We start from the raw sequence: 23,269 nt of genomic DNA on the forward strand, positions 1-23,269 counted from the left end.
TAGTTTCAATACGCCAGCTTCAACCCCGGCCGCTTCCACCGCGTCTTCACCAGCCGGCCGCTGCCCGAGCAGGTGATGTAGGCATCCATCATGTCCGCCCCGCCCCAGCAGATGTTCGTGGTGAACACATCGTCGGTCGCGACGAACTCGACCAGTTCCCCCGCCGGCGAGATCATGCTGATCCCGCATTCGCCGATCGTCGCGACGCAGATGTTGCCGCATGCCTCGACGCCGAGCGAGTCGAAGAACTTGTAGCCGGCGGGGCGGTAGAGCGGCGTGCCCGAGGCGCTGGCGACCTTGCCGGGCGCGACGATGTCGAACGCCATCAAGCGGCAGGTGAAGGTCTCCGTCGCGTAGAGCCGCGTGCCGTCGGGCGAGAGGCCGATGCCGTTGGGATTTTCGCTCGGGAAGATCACTTCTTCGAGCTGGGTCCCGTCGGCTTTCGCGTAGAAGATGCCGGTGATGTCGCGGGCGCGGGCGCGCGATTTGCCGTGGTCGGTGAACCAGAAGCCGCCATGCGAATCGAAGACGATGTCGTTGGGGCCTCGCAGCGAGCAGCCGAAATCGCCGTCCTTGTAGAGGATCTCGACCGCGCCGGTGGCGATGTCGATCCGCTCGATCCGCCCGCCCGAATAGTCGTCCGGCTGACCGTGCGGGGTGAGGAAGCCGTTCGCCTCGCGCCACGCGAAGCCGCCGTTGTTGCAGCAATAGAGCTTGCGGTCGGGGCCGATCGCTAGGCCATTGGGGCCGCCGCCGGGTTCGGCTACCGTCGTCTTCGTTCCGTCAGGGGCGATGCGCGTGATGCGGCCGGCCTCGATCTCGACGAGGATGACGCTGCCGTCGGGCATAGCGACGGGACCTTCGGGGAAGCGCAAGCCACTGGCGACGGTGGTGAATTCGGTCATGATCCTCTCCGGGCGAGTCGGGTTGGTCCCGACTTCGGCGCAAGCGTAGCCGCCTCTCACCGGTCGACGCGACATTTCTCGACTTCGCACGCGACCGGCGGCAGGATACGCAGATGATCACACCACGCACCGGCGGCCGTATCCTGGTCGACCAACTCGTCGCACAGGGCTGCGACCGGATTTTCACCGTGCCGGGGGAGAGCTTCCTCGCCGTGCTCGACGCGCTCCACGATACGCCGGCGATCGATCTGGTCGTGTGTCGGCAGGAGGGCGGCGTCGGATTCATGGCGTGCGCGGACGGGGCGCTGACGCACCGGCCGGGCGTGGCGTTCGTGACCCGCGGGCCGGGCGCGACCAACGCGTCGATCGGCGTACACGTCGCCACGCAGGACTCGCAGCCGATGATCCTGTTCGTGGGCGATATCGACCGCGGCACGCGCGACCGCGAGGCGTTCCAGGAGATCGATTTCCAGGCAATGTTTGCGCCGATCGCCAAATGGGCGGCACGGATCGACGATGCACGCCGGATCCCGGAATATGTCGCTCGCGCCTATGCGACCGCGATGTCGGGGCGGCCTGGGCCGGTGGTGCTCGCGTTACCCGAGGACATGCTGCTCGATGTGGTCGACGCGGTCGATCGGCGGCGGGTCGAGCGGGTGGCGCAAGGCTGCGATGCCGATACGATGGACTTGCTGGCCGATCTGCTGACCACCGCCGAGCGGCCGGTGGCGATCGTTGGCGGGGCGGGTTGGGATGTGGCGGCGTCGGGGGCGTTCTCGACCTGGGCGGATCGCAACGGCATTCCGGTCGCCGCGGCGTTTCGGCGGCAGGATGCCATTCCGAACGACTGTCCGGTGTGGGCGGGGAACCTGGGATATGGGCCTAGTCCGAAGCTGGTCGAGCGGGTGAAGGCGGCGGATCTGCTGCTGGTCGTCGGACCGCGGCTGGGGGAGGCAACGACCGATGGGTATGCGCTGATCACGCCGGATCATCCGGGGCAGCGGCTGATCCACGTCCACCCCGATCCCGACGAGTTGCACCGGGCGTACCGCGCGGATGTCGCGGTGTGTGCGGGGGTGGCGGAGTTTGCCGAGGCGTTGCTGGCGGTCGACTTGCCGCCGCGAACTGCTGGGCAGGAGGCGCACGCGGAGTGGCTCGATTGGTCGACGGCGGCTCCACGGAATCTGGTGATGGACCTCGGGCCGTGTGTCGCAGCGATGCGCGAGCGGCTGCCAGCGGATGCCATTATATGCAACGGCGCGGGAAATTACTCGGGGTGGTGGCATCGGTACTGGGCGTATGCCGGGCCGGGGACGCAGCTTGCGCCGACTGCTGGGGCTATGGGATATGGCGTGCCGGCTGCGGTAGCGGCGTCATTGCGGCATCCGGAGCGGACGGTCGTGGCGCTCGCAGGCGACGGGTGTTTCCTGATGAACGGGCAGGAATTGGCGACGGCGGTGGCGCACGGGGCGGATATGCTGGTGATCGTCGTGGACAATGGCGGGTACGGGACGATCCGGATGCATCAGGAGCGCGAGTATCCGGGGCGGGTTTCGGGGACTGGGTTGCGCAATCCGGACTTTGCCGCGCTGGGGCGGGCTTATGGGTGTTGGGCGGAGACGGTCGAGCGGACTGAGGATTTTGCGGGGGCGTTGGGGCGGGCGATGTCTCGGTCTGGGGTGAGGTTGCTGCATGTGGTGACGGACATCGAGGCGATTACCGCTGGGACTACGCTGGCGAAGGTTCGCGGGGGCTGAGCCTCGTTTCCCGCTCGAACCACTCACTCAGTATTAGCACCACCCCGGCGGAGGCCGGGGCCCAATTGGGGGACGGTGGTAACTGAGCGTGGTGTTTCGTTACTTCAGACGTGCCAATTGGGCCCCAGCCTCCGCCGGGGTCGAGGTGGTGGTAGCGGGTGACTTCATCAGCGCAGCCTGTTCCCCCGAGAAGGCCGGGGTCTAGGAGCCACGTACGCTGACGGTACCTAGCTGAGCCCCCGCGTCCGCGGGGGAACATTGCTTGGGGTTTAGCGTGCGACGTTGGCGAGTTTCAGGCCCCTGCCGCCTCCAGCGCCGCCCGCACCGCAGCCACCGCATCCGCAGCCTTGTCGCCGTCGGGACCACCGCCTTGCGCCATATCGGGACGGCCGCCGCCGCCCTGCCCGCCTAGCGTAGCCACCGCGATCTTGAGCAGGTCGACCGCGTTGTGGCTGGCCACCAGATCCGCCGTCACGCCGACCGCGACCGAAGCGCGGCCGTCGTTGATCGCTACCATCACCGCGATGCCACAGCCGAGGCGCTGCTTGGCGTCGTCGACCGCGCCGCGCAGGCCCTTGGCTTCGAAATCGTTGAGCACCTGGCCGATGAACGCGACGCCGCCGACCTGCTCCGGGCCGGCCGCTTCGCCCGAGCCACCGCCGCCGAGCGCCAGCGCCTTCTTCGCATCGGCGAGTTCGCGTTCGAGGCGGCGGCGGTCTTCGATCAGCGATGCGACGCGCGCCGGTACCTCGTCGGGGGTCGATTTCAGCACCGCGGCCGCCTCGCGCAGGCGGTCGTCACGGCTGGTCAAATAGGCACGCGCCGCTTCGCCGGTGAGCGCTTCGACCCGGCGGATGCCGCTGGAGACCGCGCCTTCGCCGACGACCTTGAACAGGCCGATGTCGCCGAGCGCGTTGACGTGCGTGCCGCCGCACAGTTCAATCGAGTACGTTCCGTCCTTGGTCGAGCCCATCGACACGACGCGGACCTCGTCGCCGTATTTCTCGCCGAACAGCGCCATCGCGCCCATCGCGATCGCGTCGTCGGGGGTCATCAGCAGTGTCGTCACGGCGCCGTTGCCGCGGACCTGCGCGTTCACGTCGGCCTCAACCTGCGCGATGTCGGCGGGGGTCATCGCAACCGGCTGCGAGAAGTCGAAGCGTAGGCGGTCGGGTGCGACGAGGCTCCCCTTCTGCGCGACGTGCGTGCCGAGGCGTTCGCGCAAGGCCTCGTGCAGGAGATGCGTTGCGGAGTGGTTGGCGCGGATCTGTGCGCGGCGGGCGACGTCGATCTGGAGCTTGACCGGGTCGCCGACCTTGATCTCGCCAGCGTCGACGATCGCGTGGTGGACGAACACGCGCCCGAGCTGCTTCGACGTCTCGGTGACGTTGGCACGCAGGCCGCTGTCGTTGGAGATGTGGCCGGCATCGCCGACCTGCCCGCCGCTCTCGCCGTAGAAGGGCGTCTGGTTGACGACGATCGCGACGGTGTCGCCGGTGGTGGCGTGGTCGACGCGTGCGCCGTCCTTGACCAGCGCGACGACCTCGCCCTCGCCGGTATCCGATGCGTAGCCGAGGAATTCGGTGCCGCCGGTCTGCTCGACGATGTCGAACCAGATGTCGTCCGAGGCCTTCGCGCCCGAGCCCTTCCAGGCGGCGCGGGCGGCGCGCTTCTGCTCGGCCATCGCGGTGTCGAAGCCTTCGCGGTCGACCGCGATGTTGCGTTCGCGCAGCGCGTCCTCGGTCAGGTCGTACGGGAAGCCGTAGGTGTCGTAGAGCTTGAACGCGACGTCGCCGGCGAGCGTGCCGTCGGTCATCCCGGTGGTCGCTTCGTCGAGCAGCTTCAGCCCCTTGTCGAGCGTCTGGCGGAAGCGCGTTTCCTCCTGCTGGAGGGTCGCCTCGATCAGCGGGCGTGCACGCGATAGTTCGGGGTACGCGGCGCCCATCTCGGTGACGAGCGCGGGGACCAGCCGGTGCATGAGCGGCTGCTTCGCGCCGAGGATGTGCGCGTGGCGCATCGCGCGGCGCATGATCCGGCGCAGGACATAGCCGCGGCCCTCGCTCGCGGGCAGCACGCCGTCCGCGATCAGGAAGCCGGCGGTGCGCAGGTGATCGGCGATCACGCGGTGGCTGGCGGTGTTGGCGCCGTCGGTCGCGGTGTGCGTCAGCGCGCCCGAGGCCGCGATCAGCGCCTTGAACGTGTCGGTGTCGTAATTGTCGGTGACGCCCTGCATGACCGCGGCGATGCGCTCGAGCCCCATGCCGGTGTCGATCGACGGTTTCGGCAGGTTGCCAACGATCTCGGCATTCTCCTGCTCATATTGCATGAATACGAGGTTCCAGATCTCGACGAAACGATCGCCATCCTCGTCGGGGCTGCCGGGAGGACCGCCGAAGATGTGGTCGCCGTGATCGTAGAAGATTTCGGAGCACGGCCCGCACGGCCCGTTGTCGCCCATCGACCAGAAATTGTCCTTGGTCGGGATGCGGATGATGCGGTGGTCGGGAAGGCCGGCGACCTTCTTCCAGAGATCGAACGCCTCGTCGTCGGTGTGGTAGACGGTGGCGGTCAACTTGTCGGGCGACAGGCCCCATTCGCGCGTGAGCAGCGTCCAGGCGTGGACGATCGCCTGTTCCTTGAAATAATCGCCGAACGAGAAATTGCCGAGCATTTCGAAAAAGGTGTGGTGCCGCGCGGTGTAGCCAACATTGTCGAGATCATTGTGCTTGCCGCCGGCGCGGACGCATTTCTGCGACGAGGTGGCCGTGGTGTAGGGGCGCGATTCGAGGCCGGTGAAGACGTTCTTGAACGGCACCATCCCGGCGTTGACGAACATCAGCGTCGGGTCGTTCTGCGGCACGAGCGGCGCGCTGGGCACGATCTGGTGCCCCTGCGATCCGAAATAGTCGAGGAAGCCGCGGCGGATGTCGTTCGTCGATGTCATGCGCGGGGACTTAGGCGAGCGGGGCGGTTCGCTCAAGTCGGGTGTGTAAGGGCCGTGCAGTAGAGAAGGATGTCGGCGAACGCCCGCGCTGCACACATCCGATTGAAACGAAGAGAGCTTGTTTCCCCGCGAAGGCGGGGATCCAGACTGGGCTCCCGCCTTCGCGGGAGAACAAGGAAGTGCTGCGGTTCGTTTCAAGTCCTCCACCCCGGCGAAGGCCGGGGCCCAGTTGGGGGACGATGCTAATGAAAGACAGCGCTCCTTTATTGCCACCTTTCCAACTGGGACCCGGCCTCCGCCGGGGTGGTAACGTTAGTGGGAAGGTAGCTTACCCTAGCGGCGCATCGATCGACTTGGGCGGCTCGCTGAACCATTTCGGCCCAGCATCGGTCATGTGGAAGCAATCCTCGATCCGCACGCCGTACCTCCCGGGCATGTAGATGCCCGGCTCGTCGGAAAAGCACATCCCCGCTGCCAGCCTGATCGTCTCGCCGCGGACGAGGTTGACCGGTTCGTGGCCGTCCATGCCGATGCCGTGACCGGTGCGGTGCGACAGGCCGGGGAGCTTGTACCCCGGCCCGTAGCCCAGCGTCTCGTAATGCCGACGGACCGCGTCGTCGACGCTTCCGGCGGGTGCGCCGATCTTGGCGGCGGCGAACGCGATCTGTTGCCCGCGGGCGACCTGGTCCCACGTCTTGCGCTGGTCGGCGGTTGCCGCGCCGTGGACCCAGGTGCGCGAGATGTCGGACTGGTATCCCTGCACGGTGCAGCCGCAATCCATCAGCACGACCTGGCCGTCGGCGACGCGGTGGATCTCGCGGCTGCCGTGAGGATAGGCGGACGCCTCGCCGGTCAGCGCGAGCGCGAATTCGGGGGCGCCGCCGAGTTTCTTGGTCGCGGCGTTCATCAGCGCGCCGATCTCGGGGCCGGTCATGCCCTTCTCGACGCGCGGCTTCGTCCAGCGATACGCGGCCAGCGTGACCTCGGTGGCGGCCTGCATCAGCGCGATCTCGGCGGGGGTCTTGATCATCCGGCAGGCGCGAACGACCGGGTCGGCGGAGACAATCCTTGCATCGGGCAGCACGCGCTGGAGCCCCGCATAAGCAAAGTAGCGCACCTCCGCCTCCAGGCCGATCGGCCGCGCGGCGAGCTTGCGGTCGCGCAGGAACGCGGAGACCACGGCGAGCGGGTTCTCGTCTTCCTGCCAGACGCGCACCTCGGCGGGGACGGCGAGCGTCTCGCGGACCGAGGGCTCCTCGAAGAACGGCGTGACGATGCATGGCTCGCCCTCGACGGGGAGGATCGCCAGCGTCAGCCGCTCGCTCGTATGCCAGCGGACGCCGGTGAAGTAGATCATCGACGATCCGGGCTCGATCAGCACTGCGCCGATGCCCGCCGCCTTCATCAGCGATTGCGCGCGGGCCAGCCGCGCGGCGCGTTCGGTGGCGTCGATCGGCCTGGTCGCGCCAGTGATGTCGGACAGCGCCGACAGGTCGGGCTCGGCGGCGCGGAGGATCGCGGTGCTCGACAGCAACGGCGCCGCGATGGCGAGGCTCAGCAGATCGCGGCGCGAGGGGCTGAAGGAGGGCTTGTGGCGTGCGGTCGACATCGCCGGACGATAGGGTCCTTGACCCGGGCGCCGCAATCCCCTTCCCTGTTCGCACTTCTCGGGAGCGATTAATGGCCAAGCGGCTAACCTATTACATCTTGTTCGGCCTCGTCGCGGGGATGGTCGTCGGCTGGATCCTGAACGCGTCGATCGACAACGGCACGGCCGAGTCCGCCGAACGGCTGAAGGACATTGCGGGCTATTTCTCGATCGTGACGACGCTGTTCCTGCGGCTGATCAAGATGATCATCGCGCCTCTGGTGTTCTCGACGCTGGTCGTGGGCATCGCGCATATGGGCGATACCGGCGCGCTTGGGCGGGTCGGATTGCGCAGCCTTGGCTGGTTCATCTGCGCGAGCCTGTTGTCGCTCACGCTGGGCCTGATCCTCGTCAACGTGTTGCAGCCGGGCGTCGGCCTCGCGCTAGCGATCCCGCCGGCCACCGCGTCAAGCGGCGTCGACCGCGCGGCGTTCGATCTCGCCAAGTTCATCACGCACATCGTCCCCGATTCGATGATCGCGGCGATGGCGGGCAACGAAATCCTCCAGATCGTCGTGTTCTCGGTGTTCGTCGGGGTGGCGATCACCGCGGTCGGCGAGAAGGCCGCGCCGCTCGTGAAGGCGATCGAAGCGCTGGTCGCGGTGATGCTCCAGATCACCAATTACGTCATGCGGTTCGCGCCGTTCGCAGTGTTTGCCGCAGTGACCGCGACGCTCGCCGAGCGGGGGCCGGCCATCCTCGGCCAGCTCGGCTATTTCATGCTGAGCTTCTATATCGGTCTCGCGCTGCTGTGGGCGATGCTGATCGGGATCGCGTTCCTGCTGATCGGTCCGCGGACGCGATTGCTGGTGCGGTATATCCGCGATCCGCTGATCCTCGCCTTCTCCGCGGCATCGTCCGAGGCGGCATATCCGCGGACGCTGGAGGCGCTCGACCGGTTCGGCGTGCCGCCGCGGATCGCGAGCTTCGTGCTGCCGCTCGGCTATTCGTTCAATCTCGACGGGTCGATGATGTACATGACGTTCGCGTCGCTGTTCATCGCGCAGGCGTACGGCATCCACATGCCGATCGGGCAGCAGATTGCGATGCTGCTGGTGCTGATGGTGACGTCGAAGGGCATTGCGGGGGTCCCTCGCGCATCGTTGGTGGTGATCGCGGGGACGCTGTCGATGTTCAAGATCCCGGAGGCGGGGATTTTGCTGATCCTGGCGGTGGATCATTTCCTCGACATGGGGCGGTCGGCGACGAACGTGATAGGGAATGCGGTGGCGGCGACCGTGGTGGCGAAATGGGAGGGCGGGCTGGATGAGCGCGAGCCGGCTGATCGTGATTTCCCGCAAGCGCCTACCGGGCATGGGCCGAAGGTGGACGTGGACAGCTATGAGAAGATCGGGCCGGGGCAGGTTTGAGGTTGGACGGAGATCTCCAATCGCTGACTTCTAAAGGATGCAATTTTTTTGCTGGCCGACCAATGAACAAGTACCACCCCGGCGAAGGCCGGGGTCCAGCTGGGAAAACGCCGGTGATCACCGTAGCGCCTGGTTACTTTGACCTTTCCAACTGGGCCCCGGCCTTCGCCGGGGTGGTGTTCGGGGATAAGTCGTCTTCTTGGCCCCCATCTGGTTCCTGAATTGCGCTGCTCAAGCGTAGGCGTAGGGGCCGCCCTTTTTCAGGCCGGCATGATACGCTGGGCGCGCGTGAACCTTCGCCAGCCACGCGATCGTCGCAGGCCGCGACTCGTTCAACCCGCCGCGGCTGCGCGCAGCTTCCAAGGGGAAGCTCATCATGATGTCGGCGGCGGTCATCTCGGCGCCGGCGAACCAGGGGCGCTGCGACAGTTCAGATTCGACATAGTCGAGGTGGACGTCGATCATAGGCTGGATCTTCTTGGTCGCCGCCTTGCCTAGGATCGGGATGCGCGCGAGGACGAGCTTCAGGAGCAGCGGCGGCATCATCGAGCCTTCCGCGTAATGGAGCCAGAATCGGTACCGCAGCGCGTCGGCGCGGTTGGCGGGGGCGCCGAGCTTGCCGTCCGCCTTGTCGACGAGATATTCGACGATCGCGCCGGTTTCGGCGACCACTTGGCCATCATCTTCGATCACAGGCGACTTGCCGAGTGGGTGGACCTTCTTGAGTTCGGGCGGGGCGAGCATCGTCTGCTTGTTCCGCTCGTAGCGCTTGATCTCGTAGGGGAGGCCGAGTTCCTCGAGCATCCAGAGGATCCGCTGCGATCGCGAGTTTTCGAGGTGGTGGACGATGATCATGCGGGCTCCCCTGTTTTTATTCGGACGATTTGCGCGCGGTCCAGATCCAGGCGGCGGCGGGGAATTCCACCGTGTCGCCGCTTCGGTACCGGTCGCAGACCTGAGTGAGACGCGCGATGTGGCGCTCACGTTCCTCGGGGGCGGCGTCGCGGATGGCGGATGCTGCGGGGCCGATGCGGCGGAAATAGTCGACGGCGTCGGCTACGGCCTCGGCGCCCTCCCCTGCCCGGTAGGCGAAGTCGACACGCTCAGGTGCCGCGACGTGCCAGCCGGATTTTTGAAAGATGTTCGCGACGTAGGTGGGGTCGGCGAAGGCGAAGGGGCCGGGTGCGGTGGTTGCTGGAGCGCCTGCATTGCCGCCGGTCGCAGTGATGATTTCGGTAGCCCAGTGGTTGGCGGCGCGGTCGGCGAAACAGGAGAAGACGAGCGTTGCGTCGGGGGCGGCGGCTTCGGCTAAGGTCGTGAAGGCGGCAACGGGGTCAGCGAAGAACATGACGCCGTGGCGGGAGACGTAGAGGTCGATTGGGGCGTGGTTCGGGGCGGCGGCGGTGATGTCCGCGCACTCGAACCTAGCGTTGGATGCGGTTTTGGCGCGGTGTTTGGCGATCTCGATCAAGGTGGGCGAGAGATCTATGCCGGTTATCCGCGCGTTCGGGATCGCTTGGGCGGTAGCTAACGTGGTCGCGCCGGCGCCGCAGCCTATGTCGATGATCGTCTTGGTTTGGGGGATGGCGGCGGATAGGATCGCGGCGTTCAGATGCGGGGTCAGGTTGGTGAAGCTGCGGTCGGTTCGGCGCCATTCCTCGGCCCAGACGTCGCCTATTCTGCCGGTCCAGTCGTAGGCGGTGGTCATTCGCTGATCCGTTTCCATGCTCGGGCGGGGGGGACGATCGGACGGTCTATAGGGTCCTATAGGGTCCTATAGGGTCTCACATAAACGGTACATTGGGTCCGAAGTGCACAAAGTGCAGACGCTGGCGCGGTATTTGTGACGCGGTGTTTTGCGGTCCGATGTGGGCGAGTATACTGACATAAGTAGCGTTGTTTCCCGCGAACACGGGGATCCAGACTGGGCTCCCGCCTTCGCGGGAGAACAAGGGAAGCATAAGAACAACGGGAAGCAGGCTCGCCGTCAAATGCGGAGTTGCCGAATAGAACGAGCTTGGCCTAGCGCGCGACTCTATTGCTGCATAATGCCAACTGGGCCCCGGCCTTCGCCGGGGTGGTGTTAGGGATAGGTTGGCACGGTTTCAGTTCGCGACGCGCCTGAACCGTCCGCCGTGCACATGCTTGGCCACCATGAGACAAGCACTGGACACTACGTCCCGAGTGCCCTCACCCTCCCATTGCGAAGGCAATGGGTCCCTTCCTCTCCCCTGAGGGAGAGGGAAAGTAGGATTAGGCGTCGTCGCCTTCTTCGGGGCCGGCCATCATTTCCTCGGCGACCTTGTCGGTGCGTGCGCGGATCTGCTTTTCGAGGCGGTCGGCGGTTTCGGGGTTGTCCTTGAGGAAGGTCTTCGAGTTCTCGCGACCCTGACCGAGGCGGACGCTGTCGTAGCTGAACCACGCGCCCGACTTCTCGACGAGCCCCGCCTTCACGCCGAGATCGAGGATCTCGCCGAGCTTGGAGACGCCCTGCCCGTACATGATGTCGAACTCGACCTGCTTGAACGGCGGCGCGACCTTGTTCTTGACGACCTTCACGCGCGTCTGGTTGCCGGTCACTTCCTCGCCAGCCTTGATCGCGCCGATACGGCGGATGTCGAGGCGGACCGAAGCGTAGAACTTCAGCGCGTTGCCGCCGGTCGTCGTCTCGGGGTTGCCGTACATGACGCCGATCTTCATGCGCAGCTGGTTGATGAAGATCACCATGCAGCGCGAGCGGCTGATCGAGCCGGTGAGCTTGCGCAAGCTCTGCGACATCAGGCGGGCCTGGAGGCCGACATGGCTGTCGCCCATCTCGCCTTCGATTTCAGCACGCGGCACTAGCGCTGCGACCGAATCGACGACGAGCACGTCGATCGCGTTCGAGCGGACCAGCGTGTCGACGATCTCGAGCGCCTGCTCCCCGGTGTCGGGCTGCGACACGATCAGCTCGTCGATGTTGACGCCGAGCTTCTTGGCGTAGACCGGGTCGAGCGCGTGTTCGGCATCGACGAACGCCGCGGTGCCGCCGCCCTTCTGCGCTTCGGCGATCACGTGGAGCGCGAGCGTGGTCTTGCCCGAGCTTTCCGGACCGTAGATCTCGATCACGCGGCCGCGTGGCAGGCCGCCGACGCCGAGCGCGATGTCGAGCCCGAGCGAGCCGGTCGAGATCACCTCGACCTGCATGGTTTCCTTGGAGCCCAGGCGCATTGCCGAGCCCTTGCCGAAGGCGCGGTCGATCTGCGCGAGCGCGGCGTCGAGCGCCTTCTGCCGGTCGTTGGTTGCGGTTGCCATGCCGGTGTCGATCACTTTCAGATTAGCGGCCATCGAATATGCTCCCATCGCTAAAGCAAGCGCGCGTGCCATTCAACGCGTCAAACACCATGTATTCTCTTTGTTCTTTTGGAACAAGTGGGGAACGATGGGTTTTCTGGAAAAGATGGACGTTTGGTAACCGCCGTAGGCGGTTGCCGAGCTCAGTCACGCCGGGCTTGGCTCAGCGTCCACCGTCCCGCGCTCATCGACCATTGAATATGCGGAGCGCTAGCCGCCTGAGCACGTCGGTTGCTTTCCTTTGCGCGGAAGTAAGACATGTCTCCCCGCGAAGGCGGGGATCCAGACTGGGCTCCCGCCTTCGCGGGAGAACAAGGCAAGGGCGTGGTGCCGTATGACTGCGGACTTCCACGTTTTCGAAGGGGATAAGCGCCGTAAACATCCGGAGTAACCAGATGGGCCGGGCGGAGTTTGGTCGAGAACGGTTCCGGTTGTTCGAGCCCGGGTTTGGCGGCGATCGACTCGTCGGTGGTGTCGAGAACTGGTTGTGACCAGCGGTTTGGTTTGCGGCCCTGGATCCTGACTTTCGTCAGGATGACGGGCGGTGGCGGCGGACCGGCGTGGGCGACTGTCAGATGCCGGAATTGCGGGCCGATCAATCAGGCGAGGGTCGTTGCGAGGGTCCACCAGCCTTTGGCTTGGGCGGCGGTGGCGGCGGTGTCTCTGGCTTCGGGGGTTTCGAACAGGGCGAAGCAGGTAGCGCCGGAGCCGGACATTCTGGACAGGAGGACGCCTTGGGCTGCGTCCAAGAGCGCGCGGACTTCGGCGATTACGGCGGCAAGCGCCAGTGCGGGGGGTTCTAGGTCGTTGCGGCCTCCGAGGGCGCGGTCGAGGAGATTGCCTTCGGGAATCGGGCCTCGATCGTGGCCGTCCCAGGTCTTGAAGACGGCTGCGGTGGAGACCGCGACGCCTGGGTTCACGAGCAGGAGCGGGGTGCCGGACAGGCCTTCAAGGGTGGTGAGGGTGTCGCCCTTGCCGGTGCCGAGCGTGGTGCGGTTGGCGAGGCAGGCGGGGACGTCAGCGCCGAGCTTTGCGGCGATGTCGTGGAGGCGGGGGTCGGTTGGGGCTATGCCGTGGAGGCGGGCCAGCGCGCGGAGCGTGGCGGCGGCGTCGGCTGAGCCTCCGCCTATGCCCGAGGCGATGGGGAGGTGCTTTTCTAGGGTTATGGAGTGGTAGGCCTCGGGGGCGAACGCGGTGGTGAAGGCGTCTGCTGCGGCGGTTACCAAGTTGCCATGCCAGGGGGCGGCGCTTGGAGTGGTGCTGGACGAGCGGGGTGCTTCGTCATTGTTCACCCCCAATTGGGCCCCGGCCTTCGCCGGGGTGGTGTTCGAGGTCGGGGTAATGCTCTGGACGGGGAGGAGTGCTGCGGCGAAGGGGCCGGTTATGGTGAAGCTGTTGGTTTGGGCGGGTTCCACCGTGACCAGGTCGCCGTCGGTGGCGAAGGCGAAGAGCGTTTCAAGGTCGTGGTAGCCGTCGGGGCGGCGGCGGCGGACGTGGAGGGCCAGGTTGATCTTGGCGGGGGCGGGTTCGGTGATGGCGGGCATTGTCGGTCTCGGGGTTTGGCGGCGAAGGGTTCCAGCGCAGCTTAGCGTAATACGCGTGATGTCTGCGGGTTTAAGCGCGTCATCCTGACGAAAGTCAGGATCCAGGGTAACGATTGGTGCCGTCCTTCGCTCTGGATCCTGACTTTCGTCAGGATGACGGCGGACCTGAGGCGCGGCACACCTCGCCAGTTGCGGGCATTGTCACGATCACTGCCGCGGCTCGTTCGGCGCTCAAAATTTGGTGGTGATCTGGCGAAATCGCCCCGTTGCCGTCAACTCGCCTTGCCCTCTCCACGCCTGCGGGTCCCTTCCCTCTCCCGGTGGGAGAGGGGTTTTAGCGGCGAGCTTTTGGCGGGAGGCCGTTGGCGATCTTGGCGGTTATGCGCGCCGTGTCTGCGGGTTCGGCTGTCAGCAAGGCGGCGCGCCAGGCGTAGCGCGCTTCGTAGTTTCGGCCGATGCTCCAATAGGCGTCGCCGAGGTGGTCGGCGATTTCGGCGTTGGTGGGTTCGGCCTGCGCCGCGGTTTCGAGCAGGGGGAGCGCTCGGGCGGTGTTGCCGGAGAGGTGGTAGGCCCAGCCCAGCGAGTCGGTGATCGACGCGTTCGTCGGGTCGATCCGGCTGGCGCGTTCGAGCAGCTTGATCGAGGCGGGGATGTCGTCGCCGTGCTCGACTTGCGCGAAGCCGAGATAGTTGAGCGCGAGCGGTTGCGCGGGACCGCGGGCGACGGCTTTTTCCAGTGCGTCGCGCGCTTCGGGCCAGCGGCCGGCCTGGTCGAGTGCGCCGCCATATTGCAGCCAGTTGCCCCAGCTGCCGCCCTTCGCGCCGTCGGCGGCGATGATGCGCCGGTACCAGGTCGCCGCTTCGGCGGGGTTGCCGGTGGTCAGCAGCAGGTCGGCGTAGCGTTGCCAGTCGGCGGGCTCCGAACCCTTCTGGTCGACGCGGTTCTTGGCGGCGGCGAGCGCTTCGCCGTTGCGGTCGGCGGTGGCGAGGATGTCGATGCGTTCGGCGGCCGCCGCCGGGGCGGAGGGGCTCTTGGCGTCGACGCCGTCGAGGACGACGAGCGCCCGGTCGACCAGCTTGTTGCGGGCGAGCGCGTCGGCGAGGAGCACGCGCGCTGCGTCGTAGCTGGGGTCGGCGCGCAGCGCGGCCTGGGTTAGCGCAATCGACAGCGGCGAGGGTTCGCCTGCGCTGAGATCGCTGGCTAGGCGCGCGAGCAGGCGCGAGACGCCGATCGACAGCGGTTGCTTGCGCGGTGCTGCGGCGATGAGAGCGCGCGTTTCGGTGGCGAAGCGGTTGGCGACGGGATCCTTCGCGGCGGTCGCTAGCGACGGTTCGGGATCGCGGCCCTCGGCATGCGCGACCCAGGCGTAGAGCGAGGGCGCGAGGACCACGAGGGGGCCGCTCGACATCGTGGCGATCGCAGCGCTAGCGGCTTTCGGATCGTTGCGGCGGGCGGCATCGGCGAGCGGGATCAGCGCGACGTCGGCGGGGGCTACGCCGGCCTTGTTCAGCACCGCGACGGCGCGGGTGGCGAGCGGCACGTCGCCGGCCTCCAGCGCCTCGCGATAGGCGCGGATCGCGACAACGGGATCGTCGGGCGATGCCGCCAGCACCTTGGCGTAGCTAGCCGCCGCGAAGTCCGGCTGGCCGGCGGCGTCGGCGACGCGAGCCTTGAGATAGGCGGAGAGATTAGCCGGCGCAGCCGTGGCGGGCGCCGCCACGGCAAGACCTAGGGCTAGAAACAGACGCTTACATGTTGGGATAATTGGGGCCTCCGCCGCCCTCGGGTACGACCCAGTTGATGTTCTGGGTGGGGTCCTTGATGTCGCAGGTCTTGCAGTGGACGCAGTTCTGCGCGTTGATGACGAACTTCGGATCGGCGGTGTCCTCGCCGACGACTTCGTAAACGCCGGCCGGGCAATAGCGTTGCGCAGGCTCGTCGTACATCGGCAGGTTGTATTCGATCGGCACGCTCGCATCCTTGAGCGTCAGGTGGACCGGCTGGTCCTCCTCGTGGTTGGTGTTCGAGATGAACACCGACGAGAGGCGATCGAAGGTGAGAACACCGTCGGGCTTCGGATAGACGATCGGCTTGACGAGATCCTTGCGCCACAGGCTCTCATTGTCGGGGTGGTGGTGCATCGTGAAGGGCATCTTGATCCCCAGATGCTCCGCCCACATCGTGATGCCGGCGAGGCCCGAGCCGACGAGGTCGCCGAACTTCTTGACCAGCGGCACGACGTTGCGGACGACCGACAGCTCCTTCTTGACCCACGACTTTTCGAACGCCTCGGGATAGGCGGCGAGTTCGTCATGACCGCGCTGCGAGACGATCGCCTCGACCGCGGCGTCGGCGGCCATCATGCCGGACTTCATCGCGGTATGCGTGCCCTTGATCCGCGGCACGTTGAGGAAACCGGCGCTGTCGCCGATCAGCGCGGCGCCGGGCATGACGAGCTTGGGGATCGACTGGAGCCCGCCGTCGCTGATCGCGCGCGCGCCATAACTGACCCGCTTGGCGCCCTTGAGCAGCGCGGCGATCTCGGGATGCGTCTTCCAGCGCTGCATCTCGCTGAACGGCGAGAGATACGGGTTGGTGTAGTTCAGCCACGTCACGAAGCCGATCGAGACCTGGCCGTTCGCCTGGTGATAGATCCAGCCGCCGCCGTTCGAGCCGTCGGTCTCGGACAACGGCCAGCCCTGCGTGTGGATGACGCGACCGGGGACGTGGAGTTCGGGATCGATGTCCCACAGCTCCTTGATGCCGAGGCCGTAGACCTGCGGGTCGCTGTCCTTGTCGAGCGCGAAATTGCGGATCAGTTCCTTGGTCAGGTGCCCGCGGCACCCTTCCGAGAAGAAGGTGTATTTGGCGTGGAGTTCGAGGCCGGGGGTGTAGTCGCCCTTGTGCGTGCCATCGCGCGCGACGCCCATGTCGCCGGTCGCGACGCCCTTCACCGAGCCGTCCTCGTTGAACAGGATTTCTGCTGCTGCGAACCCCGGGAAGATCTCGACGCCGAGTTCCTCCGCCTTGCCCGCGAGCCAGCGGCACAAATTGCCGAGCGAGCCGGTGTACGTGCCCTTGTTATGCATGAACGAGGGCGTGACGAAGTGCGGCATTTCGCTCTTCTTCGTCTTGGTCAGGATCCAGTGATGGTTCTCGGTCACCGGCACTTCGGCGAGCGGACAGCCGTCTTCGCGCCAGTTGGGCAGAAGTTCGTCGAGAGACTTCGGATCGATGACCGCGCCCGACAGGATGTGCGCGCCGACCTCGGAGCCCTTTTCGAGCACGCAGACGCTGATCTCGGCGTCCTTCTCGGCCGCCAGCTGTTTCAGGCGGATCGCTGCCGAGAGACCGGCCGGGCCAGCGCCGACGATCACCACGTCGTACGGCATCGATTCACGTGTCGTCATCATCGTCTCCCGGGGGATGTCCCCTCTTGCCTCAGCATTGCGCCCCACCCTTCGTTCGGGCTCGGGCGGGCACCGTCTTGTCCAATATGGCGATTGCCTGAGTTGACCGCCACGTCAACCGTGCAGCATAGGTTACCCCGTGGGGGCGGACCAAACCATCGACTGGCAAAATACAGCGGCGAGCGCGCTCGACTGGTGGCACGAGGCTGGCGTCGACACGCTGGTCGACGACGTCCCGCGCGACTGGTTCGCGGCGCCCGAACCGCTAATCGTACCCGCCGCAGTGCCTGTTGCGCCGGTCTTGGCGCCCTCCGCGATGCCGCACTTGCTGGCCGATTTCCTGGCCTGGCGGAGCAGTGCGGAGGTTCCCGAGGCGGACTGGAGCGGGGTTTCGCTGGCCGCGGTTGGCCCGGCTGACGCTACGGTCATGGTGCTTGTCGATTGCCCCGACCGGGACGACGGCGATGCGGGTGCGTTGCTGAGTGGTGCGTCGGGACGGCTGCTCGACAAGATGCTCGCGGCGATCGGGCTTACGCGCGACGAAGTGCATCTCGCGGCGGTCTGCGCAAAGCGGCCGACGGCGGGGCGGATCCAGAGCGAGGTCGAGGCTCGGCTGTCGGAAATTGCCAAGCATCACATCAGGTTGGTCGCGCCCAAGCGGTTGCTGTTGCTCGGCAATGCGGCGAGCCGTGCGATCCTCGGGACGGAATTACAGGCGGCGCGCGGGCGTTTACACGGGTTTAACCATAAGACCGGAAAAACGGGGTCCGGTTCGACGTCTGGGGAAGCTTCCGACGAGACCGGCGTGGTCGCGAGCTTTCATCCGCGGTTTCTGATCGAGAAGCCCGCGGCCAAGGCCGAGGCCTGGAAGGATTTGCAGATGCTGATGCGCGGACTGACGTCGCAAGAGGGTGTGAGATGATTCGGACTCTAGCTATCGTTCTGGGGCTCAGCGCCCTCCCCTTTCCAGTACTCGCGGCGACCGTTGCCGGTGAGCCTGCTGGCGACGCGCGGCTCGGCACGACGCAGTTGATCGGCGCACCGACGATCGAGCAGATCCCCGACCAGCTCGATGCCAGCCAGCGCGAGGCCTACAAGACCGTGTTCGCGGCGATCCGCGACGGCAAGTGGACCGACGCGCAGATCGGGCTAGACACGATGAAGCCCGGCCCGCTGCATGCGATCGCACGCGCCGAGATGTATACGGCGAAGGGCTCGCCCCGCGTCGAGATGGAGCCGCTGGTCGCGCTGCTCAACGAAGCGCCCGAGTTGCCGGAAGCCGCACAGATCTCGCGCCTCGCGACGACTCGCGGCGCGGTCGACCTGCCTCCCCTGCCCACGGCACAGCGGCTGATCTGGCAGGACGGCGCGCCGCGTCGGGTGCGGGCCAAGAGCCTGCAGGGCGACATGATCGCCGCCGATCTGGCGCTGAAGATGCAGCCTTACGTCAAGGCGGACATGGGTCGCGAGGCGCAGTCGCTGCTCGAAAGCACGCCGGGCCTCACCTCTGAAGCGCTGACCGAGTGGCAGCAGAAGATCGCGTGGATTTACTTCCTCCAGGGTGATGACGTGAACGCGCGCGTGATGGCGGCGAAGGCACAGGACGGCGTCGGCGACTGGGCAGTCCAGGGTCGCTGGGTCGGCGCGCTGTCGGCATGGCGGCAGAATGATTGCGCGAATGCCGAGACCGGGTTCGAAGGTGTCGCGGCGCGCGCGGGCGACGTCGATCTGCGTGCGGCGGCGCTGTATTGGGCGTCGCGCGCGGACATGGTGTGCTCGCGTCCCGACAAGATCGAAGGCCGGCTGAAGGCGGCGGCGCAGTTCGGAGAGAGCTTCTACGGACAGCTCGCGCGCCAGCAATTGGCGATGAAGGACAAGGGCACGTCCGTCGGCGGGCTCGTGGCCAGCGACTGGAAGGTCGTCGGCAAGCGTCCTAACGTCCGCGTCGCCGCCGCCCTAGTTGAAGTCGGCGAGACCGACCTGGCCGATACCGTGATCCGCCAGCAGGCGAAGATCGGCGATCCGCGCGAGTTCGCCAACCTGGTCCGCGTGGCGGAAGCGCTGAGCTTGCCTGCGACGACCGTGTGGCTTGCGCACAACTGCCCGCAGGGGGTCACGTCGACCGCCGAGGCACGCTATCCGACGCCGAACTGGACGCCGGACAGCGGCTGGCACATCGACAAGGCGCTGGTCTATGCGCACACGCTCGAGGAATCGCGGTTCCGCAACACGATCAAGAGCCCGGCCGGTGCCTATGGCCTCATGCAGATCATGCCTGCCGCCGCGACCGACTTCGCGCGCGAGCGTGGCACCTCGATCGACGTGAAGGCGCTGACCAAGCCGAGCACCAACATGGATGTAGGCCAGCGCCATCTCGAGCGGTTGCGCGACATGGCTGGCGTCACCGGCGGGCTGCTGCCGAAGGTGATCGCGGCGTACAATGCGGGTCCGCGCCCCGTCGGCGACTGGAACGCTATCGTCCACGATAACGGCGATCCGCTGATGTATATCGAGAGCATCCCATATTGGGAGACGCGTGGCTACGTGACGACCGTGCTGCGCAACTACTGGATGTACGAGGCGCAGGGCGGCAAGAAGGCATCGACCAGCCGCAACGCGCTCGCGCAGGGCATGTGGCCGCGCTTCCCCGGCCTGCCGGGTGCGACCGCAGTGCGGATGGCCGCCAAGCCGTACACGCAATATCGTGCGAGCACGGCGCCCTTGAACGCCACCGTCGCGGTGAATGCCAGCGTCGGACCGCAGTCCACCACTGTCACGCGCGCGGACTGAGTTTCGTGCCGATCGATGAAAGCCGGACGTTCCTGCCGGTCCGAATTGCCGTGCTGACGGTGTCGGACACGCGGGGCCTTGCCGAGGATCGCTCGGGCGATACGTTGGTCGCGCGCCTGACCGAAGCGGGCCACGTTCTCGCCGACCGCCGGATCGAGAAGGACGACGTCGAGACGATCGTCTCGCGCCTGCACGCCTGGATCGGCGATCCCGAGGTCGACTGCATCATCACCACAGGCGGCACCGGCGTTACAGGCCGCGACGTTACCCCGGAAGCTGTGGAACAGGTCGCCGAGAAGATGATCCCGGGGTTCGGCGAGCTCTTTCGCATGCTCAGCTACCAGACGATCGGCACGTCGACCGTTCAGTCGCGCGCGTGCGCCTGCGTGTCGCACGGCACCTACATATTCGCGCTGCCCGGCTCGACCGGCGCGGTGAAGGACGGCTGGGACGGCATCCTTCGCGACCAGCTCGACAGCCGTCACCGCCCCTGCAACTTCGTCGAACTGATGCCGCGGCTTCTGGAACGCTGAACCTTTTGCTTGAGGGGTGCTGGTAACTCCCCTGCCGTCCCGTCCTGGGCTAGCTGCTGCCCCCCTGCCTGGCGTACGAAAGAGCGGCGGGTACCGAATACCGCCCTTCCCAATTTGCTGCAATTTTTGCCAAGTTGTGGCGCATCCCACCAGTCAGAACGGACCGGAACTGCGTCTGGAACTGGCGAAAATATCTTGCTGACTGAACACCTTCACTGCTGTGTGCTGCTGTATTACATAACTGGCACGGTCGATGCAGTAGTCGAGATACCGCCCAGCCGGGCGCGTCTCAACTACTGAAGGACGCTACCATGACCTCGATGATCCTGAAGAGCCTGGCCCTCGCTACCGTACTCGTCGCCAGCGCGCCCGCCTTTGCAGCACCTGCCCGCCCGCAGCAGACGGTCCTCAAATACGATGCGAAGACCCACCAATATTGCCTGACCGAACCCGCTGCGACCGGAAGCCTGATCGGACGAAAAACCTGCCAGACCGCCGCGCAATGGTCAGAAGCCGGATTGAACATGCCGAAGTCGATCGAGCTTGCACAGAAGTGACCGGCGTTGCGCGGCTCGCCGGGTGGCGGGCCGCGTCGCGGCGTATGCACGACCAGACGGTCAGCCCTTGGCGGCGTGGATCAGGTCGACGAGCTGTTTGTTGATCGAAGCCCCGTGCAGATGGAGATGCACCGCGTCATAGCCCTCACGCCGCAGTCTTTGGCGCAAGTCGTTGACCGAGTTGCACGCACCCGATCTTGCTAACTCGAAGGCGCGCTCCACCGTGGTGATCTGTTCCGTCATCTCTCTGCCCTAGGCGCTCTGCCGCACCTCTGCGAGCGATCTTTCGCACCGGTGCAAACAGATCGAAAACGAATGTTTCACCACCGAATTAACCGTCTGGAAGGCACGTCGAATCCATTAACCCGGCGTGGGATCGGCCAGGGGGCCGGTCCAAAGGGGACATCGTCGAATGTACAAGTTCATGCTTATCGCGGCACTCGCCGCAACGCCGGTGGCGCCTGCGTTCGCACAGTCCGACACCGGGCGAGATTTCGGCCGCGATGCCGGACCGGGCTACGGCGCAACCGACGGCGTCAGCGGCTTTCGTGCCGAGCCGCGCATCGGGTACGACCGCGTGATCGCCGAATTGAACGTCGAGACCGCGGACGACTCGGCGAGCGTGCGCGAGGGCAAGAGCGGCGTCACTTATGGTGGCGAACTCGGCTACGACATGGTCGTGAACACCGACATGATGCTGGGTGTCTATGGCGGCATCGAAGGATCGAGCGTCGAGCAGTGTTTCCCCGGTAACGGGTCGGAAACGTGCCTTACCCCCGGCCGCAACCTGACGGCAGGCGTACGCGGCGGCTTCCTGCTGAACCCCAACACGGTGTTGTACATCAAGGGCGGCTATTCGAACGGCCAGATTCGCATCGGCTATTCGGACCGTGACTTTCCCCAGGACAATTTCCGCGTGTCGGACAATCTGAACGGTTTCCATGCCGGCGCAGGCGTGCAGACCGCGTTCGGACGCAATTTCTACGGCAAGCTCGAATATGTCTACACCGACTATAACGGCGACGAGATCACCGACGGCACCGACAAGGCGAGCCTGGATTTCAGCCGGCATCAGGTAGTTGCGGGGCTCGGCGTTCGCTTCTGATTTCGTTCTTGCTATGTTCCTGGACGGCGCCTAGTTTCTAGTCATGAAACAGGCCAGTCCGGTTCGTGGTGCGACGCTCAACAGCGAGAGCCGGCGGTTCAACTTGCCGCAAACCGAGGCGGATGGCGACTGGCTCGACATGCGCGAGGGGATCGATGGGATCGCGCCGAAACTTCGGACGACGGTCACGGTCGAGACGCCGCGGACGATCATCAGCCGTAACGCCTCGCCCGATGTGCCGTTCGACCGCTCGATCAATCCGTATCGCGGGTGCGAGCACGGCTGCATCTATTGTTTTGCGCGGCCAAGCCATGCGTTCCACGATTTGTCGCCTGGACTGGATTTCGAGAGCAAGCTGTTCGCGAAACCCTCCGCGGCGGCGCTGCTGCGTGCGGAACTGTTGAAGCCGGGCTATGCCGTCGCGCCGATGGCGTTGGGGACGAATACCGATCCGTACCAGCCGATCGAGAGCGACTGGCGGATCACGCGCGGCATAATCGAGGTGCTCAGCGAGACGGATCATCCGCTGACGATCACCACCAAGTCGGACCGGGTGGTGCGCGATCTCGACCTGCTCGCGCCGATGGCGGCGAAGGGGCTGGCGGCGGTGGCGATGTCGATCACCTCGCTCGATCCGAAGGTGGCGTCGACGGTCGAGCCGCGTGCGCCGCATCCCGAGCGACGGCTGGCGGCGGTACGCAAACTCGCGGATGCGGGGGTGCCGGTATACGTGTCGATCGCGCCGGTCATCCCGGCAATCACCGATCACGAGATCGAGCATCTGATTGCGCGGGCGGCGGAGGCTGGGGCGACGCGGGCGTTCTTCATTCCGGTGCGACTGCCGCATGAGGTGGCCCCGCTGTTCCGGGCTTGGCTCGACGAACATTTCCCGGATCGCGCGGGGAAGGTGATGGCGACGATTGCGTCGCTGCGCGGGGGAAAGGATAACGATCCGAACTTCTTCACGCGGATGCAGGGGCAAGGGCCTTGGGCGGACTTGCTCGGGACACGGTTCCGGATCGCATGCGCGAAGCATGGGCTGAACCAGGGGCGGGTAGCGTTGCGGAGTGATCTGTTCCGCGCGCCGCGGGGGCCGCAGGGAGAGCTGTTCTGACGGGAGCGTGGCGGTTCCAAGCTCGGCTAGAGCCCGTACAACCTACCGGTTTGAGAGGACTGTCCAACTCGTTCCCCCCTCCCTGGAAGGGAGGGGTTGGGGTGGGTCGGCTTCCGCACACCCGAACCCCCGTGGCTCAAGCAGGCCAACCCACCCCCGGCCCCTCCCTTCCAGGGAGGGGGGGGAAGTCTTGGCGCTCGCCTGGTCGAGTTCTAGTACGCCACGAACCCGGCAGCTCGTCAGACCAACTTAGCGCTTA

Annotated in this window: 18 protein-coding genes; 8 read left to right on the forward strand and 10 right to left on the reverse strand. The window is 66.0% G+C overall.

Annotated features, from left to right (window positions below; genetic code table 11):
* Positions 1-5 precede the first annotated feature (5 nt).
* Entirely contained in the window at positions 6-905 is a 900-nt protein-coding gene (locus tag E5673_RS16345; protein WP_136190815.1) for an SMP-30/gluconolactonase/LRE family protein, read from the reverse strand.
* Positions 906-1,018: 113 nt separating this feature from the next.
* Between E5673_RS16345 and E5673_RS16350 the strand changes: the two genes are divergently transcribed.
* Complete coding sequence (locus E5673_RS16350; protein ID WP_136190816.1) at positions 1,019-2,662, forward strand: thiamine pyrophosphate-binding protein; 1,644 nt, start codon at positions 1,019-1,021, stop codon at positions 2,660-2,662.
* Between the two features lie 292 nt (positions 2,663-2,954).
* On the opposite strand, the gene alaS is transcribed toward E5673_RS16350, so the two are convergent.
* Together alaS and E5673_RS16360 are read right to left on the reverse strand one after the other, a co-directional pair.
* Positions 2,955-5,606, reverse strand: a complete 2,652-nt coding sequence (alaS, locus tag E5673_RS16355) for an alanine--tRNA ligase (RefSeq protein ID WP_136190817.1) — start codon at positions 5,604-5,606, stop codon at positions 2,955-2,957.
* Between the two features lie 328 nt (positions 5,607-5,934).
* Positions 5,935-7,215 (reverse strand): Xaa-Pro peptidase family protein, encoded by a 1,281-nt coding sequence (locus E5673_RS16360; protein WP_136190818.1) that lies wholly within the window; start codon positions 7,213-7,215, stop codon positions 5,935-5,937.
* A 71-nt stretch (positions 7,216-7,286) separates the two neighbouring features.
* On the opposite strand from E5673_RS16360, the gene E5673_RS16365 reads away from it, so the two are divergent.
* Positions 7,287-8,624, forward strand: coding sequence for a dicarboxylate/amino acid:cation symporter (locus E5673_RS16365; protein WP_136190819.1), 1,338 nt, complete (start codon positions 7,287-7,289; stop codon positions 8,622-8,624).
* 231 nt (positions 8,625-8,855) lie between these two features.
* Here E5673_RS16365 and E5673_RS16370 read toward each other — a convergent pair whose 3' ends face one another.
* The 6 genes from E5673_RS16370 to E5673_RS16395 all read right to left on the reverse strand — a co-directional run bounded on the left by E5673_RS16370 (position 8,856) and on the right by E5673_RS16395 (position 16,911).
* Positions 8,856-9,479: a glutathione S-transferase gene (locus E5673_RS16370; RefSeq protein WP_136190820.1), complete on the reverse strand. Its 624-nt coding sequence runs from the start codon at positions 9,477-9,479 to the stop codon at positions 8,856-8,858.
* Positions 9,480-9,495: 16 nt separating this feature from the next.
* Positions 9,496-10,332 carry a class I SAM-dependent methyltransferase gene (locus E5673_RS16375; protein WP_168711656.1) on the reverse strand — a complete coding sequence of 279 codons (837 nt, stop codon included), beginning with the start codon at positions 10,330-10,332 and terminating at the stop codon, positions 9,496-9,498.
* A 545-nt stretch (positions 10,333-10,877) separates the two neighbouring features.
* The gene (gene recA, locus E5673_RS16380; protein WP_056047175.1) at positions 10,878-11,951 is read right to left on the reverse strand and encodes a recombinase RecA; all 1,074 of its coding nucleotides are present in this window, start codon (positions 11,949-11,951) and stop codon (positions 10,878-10,880) included.
* 605 nt (positions 11,952-12,556) lie between these two features.
* Positions 12,557-13,501, reverse strand: a complete 945-nt coding sequence (locus E5673_RS16385) for a 4-(cytidine 5'-diphospho)-2-C-methyl-D-erythritol kinase (RefSeq protein WP_136190822.1) — start codon at positions 13,499-13,501, stop codon at positions 12,557-12,559.
* A gap of 334 nt (positions 13,502-13,835) precedes the next feature.
* Positions 13,836-15,221 (reverse strand): tetratricopeptide repeat protein, encoded by a 1,386-nt coding sequence (locus E5673_RS16390; RefSeq protein WP_136190823.1) that lies wholly within the window; start codon positions 15,219-15,221, stop codon positions 13,836-13,838.
* A 28-nt stretch (positions 15,222-15,249) separates the two neighbouring features.
* Positions 15,250-16,911 (reverse strand): electron transfer flavoprotein-ubiquinone oxidoreductase, encoded by a 1,662-nt coding sequence (locus tag E5673_RS16395; RefSeq protein ID WP_136190824.1) that lies wholly within the window; start codon positions 16,909-16,911, stop codon positions 15,250-15,252.
* A 139-nt stretch (positions 16,912-17,050) separates the two neighbouring features.
* Here E5673_RS16395 and E5673_RS16400 point away from each other — a divergent pair, with 139 nt between their 5' ends.
* The 4 genes from E5673_RS16400 (at position 17,051) to E5673_RS16415 (ending at position 20,791) form a co-directional block, all read left to right on the forward strand.
* Entirely contained in the window at positions 17,051-17,833 is a 783-nt protein-coding gene (locus tag E5673_RS16400; RefSeq protein ID WP_136190825.1) for a uracil-DNA glycosylase, read from the forward strand.
* Positions 17,830-19,701, forward strand: coding sequence for a lytic transglycosylase domain-containing protein (locus E5673_RS16405; protein WP_136190826.1), 1,872 nt, complete (start codon positions 17,830-17,832; stop codon positions 19,699-19,701). Before E5673_RS16400 ends, E5673_RS16405 begins: the two co-directional genes overlap by 4 nt.
* A 5-nt stretch (positions 19,702-19,706) precedes the next feature.
* Entirely contained in the window at positions 19,707-20,234 is a 528-nt protein-coding gene (gene moaB / locus E5673_RS16410) for a molybdenum cofactor biosynthesis protein B (protein ID WP_056057366.1), read from the forward strand.
* Positions 20,235-20,545: 311 nt separating this feature from the next.
* Positions 20,546-20,791, forward strand: coding sequence for a hypothetical protein (locus tag E5673_RS16415; RefSeq protein WP_056489066.1), 246 nt, complete (start codon positions 20,546-20,548; stop codon positions 20,789-20,791).
* Positions 20,792-20,851: 60 nt separating this feature from the next.
* On the opposite strand, the gene E5673_RS16420 is transcribed toward E5673_RS16415, so the two are convergent.
* Positions 20,852-21,034 (reverse strand): hypothetical protein, encoded by a 183-nt coding sequence (locus E5673_RS16420; RefSeq protein WP_056057360.1) that lies wholly within the window; start codon positions 21,032-21,034, stop codon positions 20,852-20,854.
* 169 nt (positions 21,035-21,203) lie between these two features.
* Between E5673_RS16420 and E5673_RS16425 the strand changes: the two genes are divergently transcribed.
* Together E5673_RS16425 and E5673_RS16430 are read left to right on the forward strand one after the other, a co-directional pair.
* Complete coding sequence (locus E5673_RS16425; RefSeq protein ID WP_136190827.1) at positions 21,204-21,896, forward strand: porin family protein; 693 nt, start codon at positions 21,204-21,206, stop codon at positions 21,894-21,896.
* A 43-nt stretch (positions 21,897-21,939) separates the two neighbouring features.
* Positions 21,940-23,010, forward strand: a complete 1,071-nt coding sequence (locus tag E5673_RS16430; protein ID WP_136190828.1) for a PA0069 family radical SAM protein — start codon at positions 21,940-21,942, stop codon at positions 23,008-23,010.
* The last annotated feature ends 259 nt before the right edge of the window (positions 23,011-23,269 follow it).

Origin of the sequence: Sphingomonas sp. PAMC26645, from assembly GCF_004795835.1 — a bacterium.
Lineage (GTDB): Bacteria > Pseudomonadota > Alphaproteobacteria > Sphingomonadales > Sphingomonadaceae > Sphingomonas.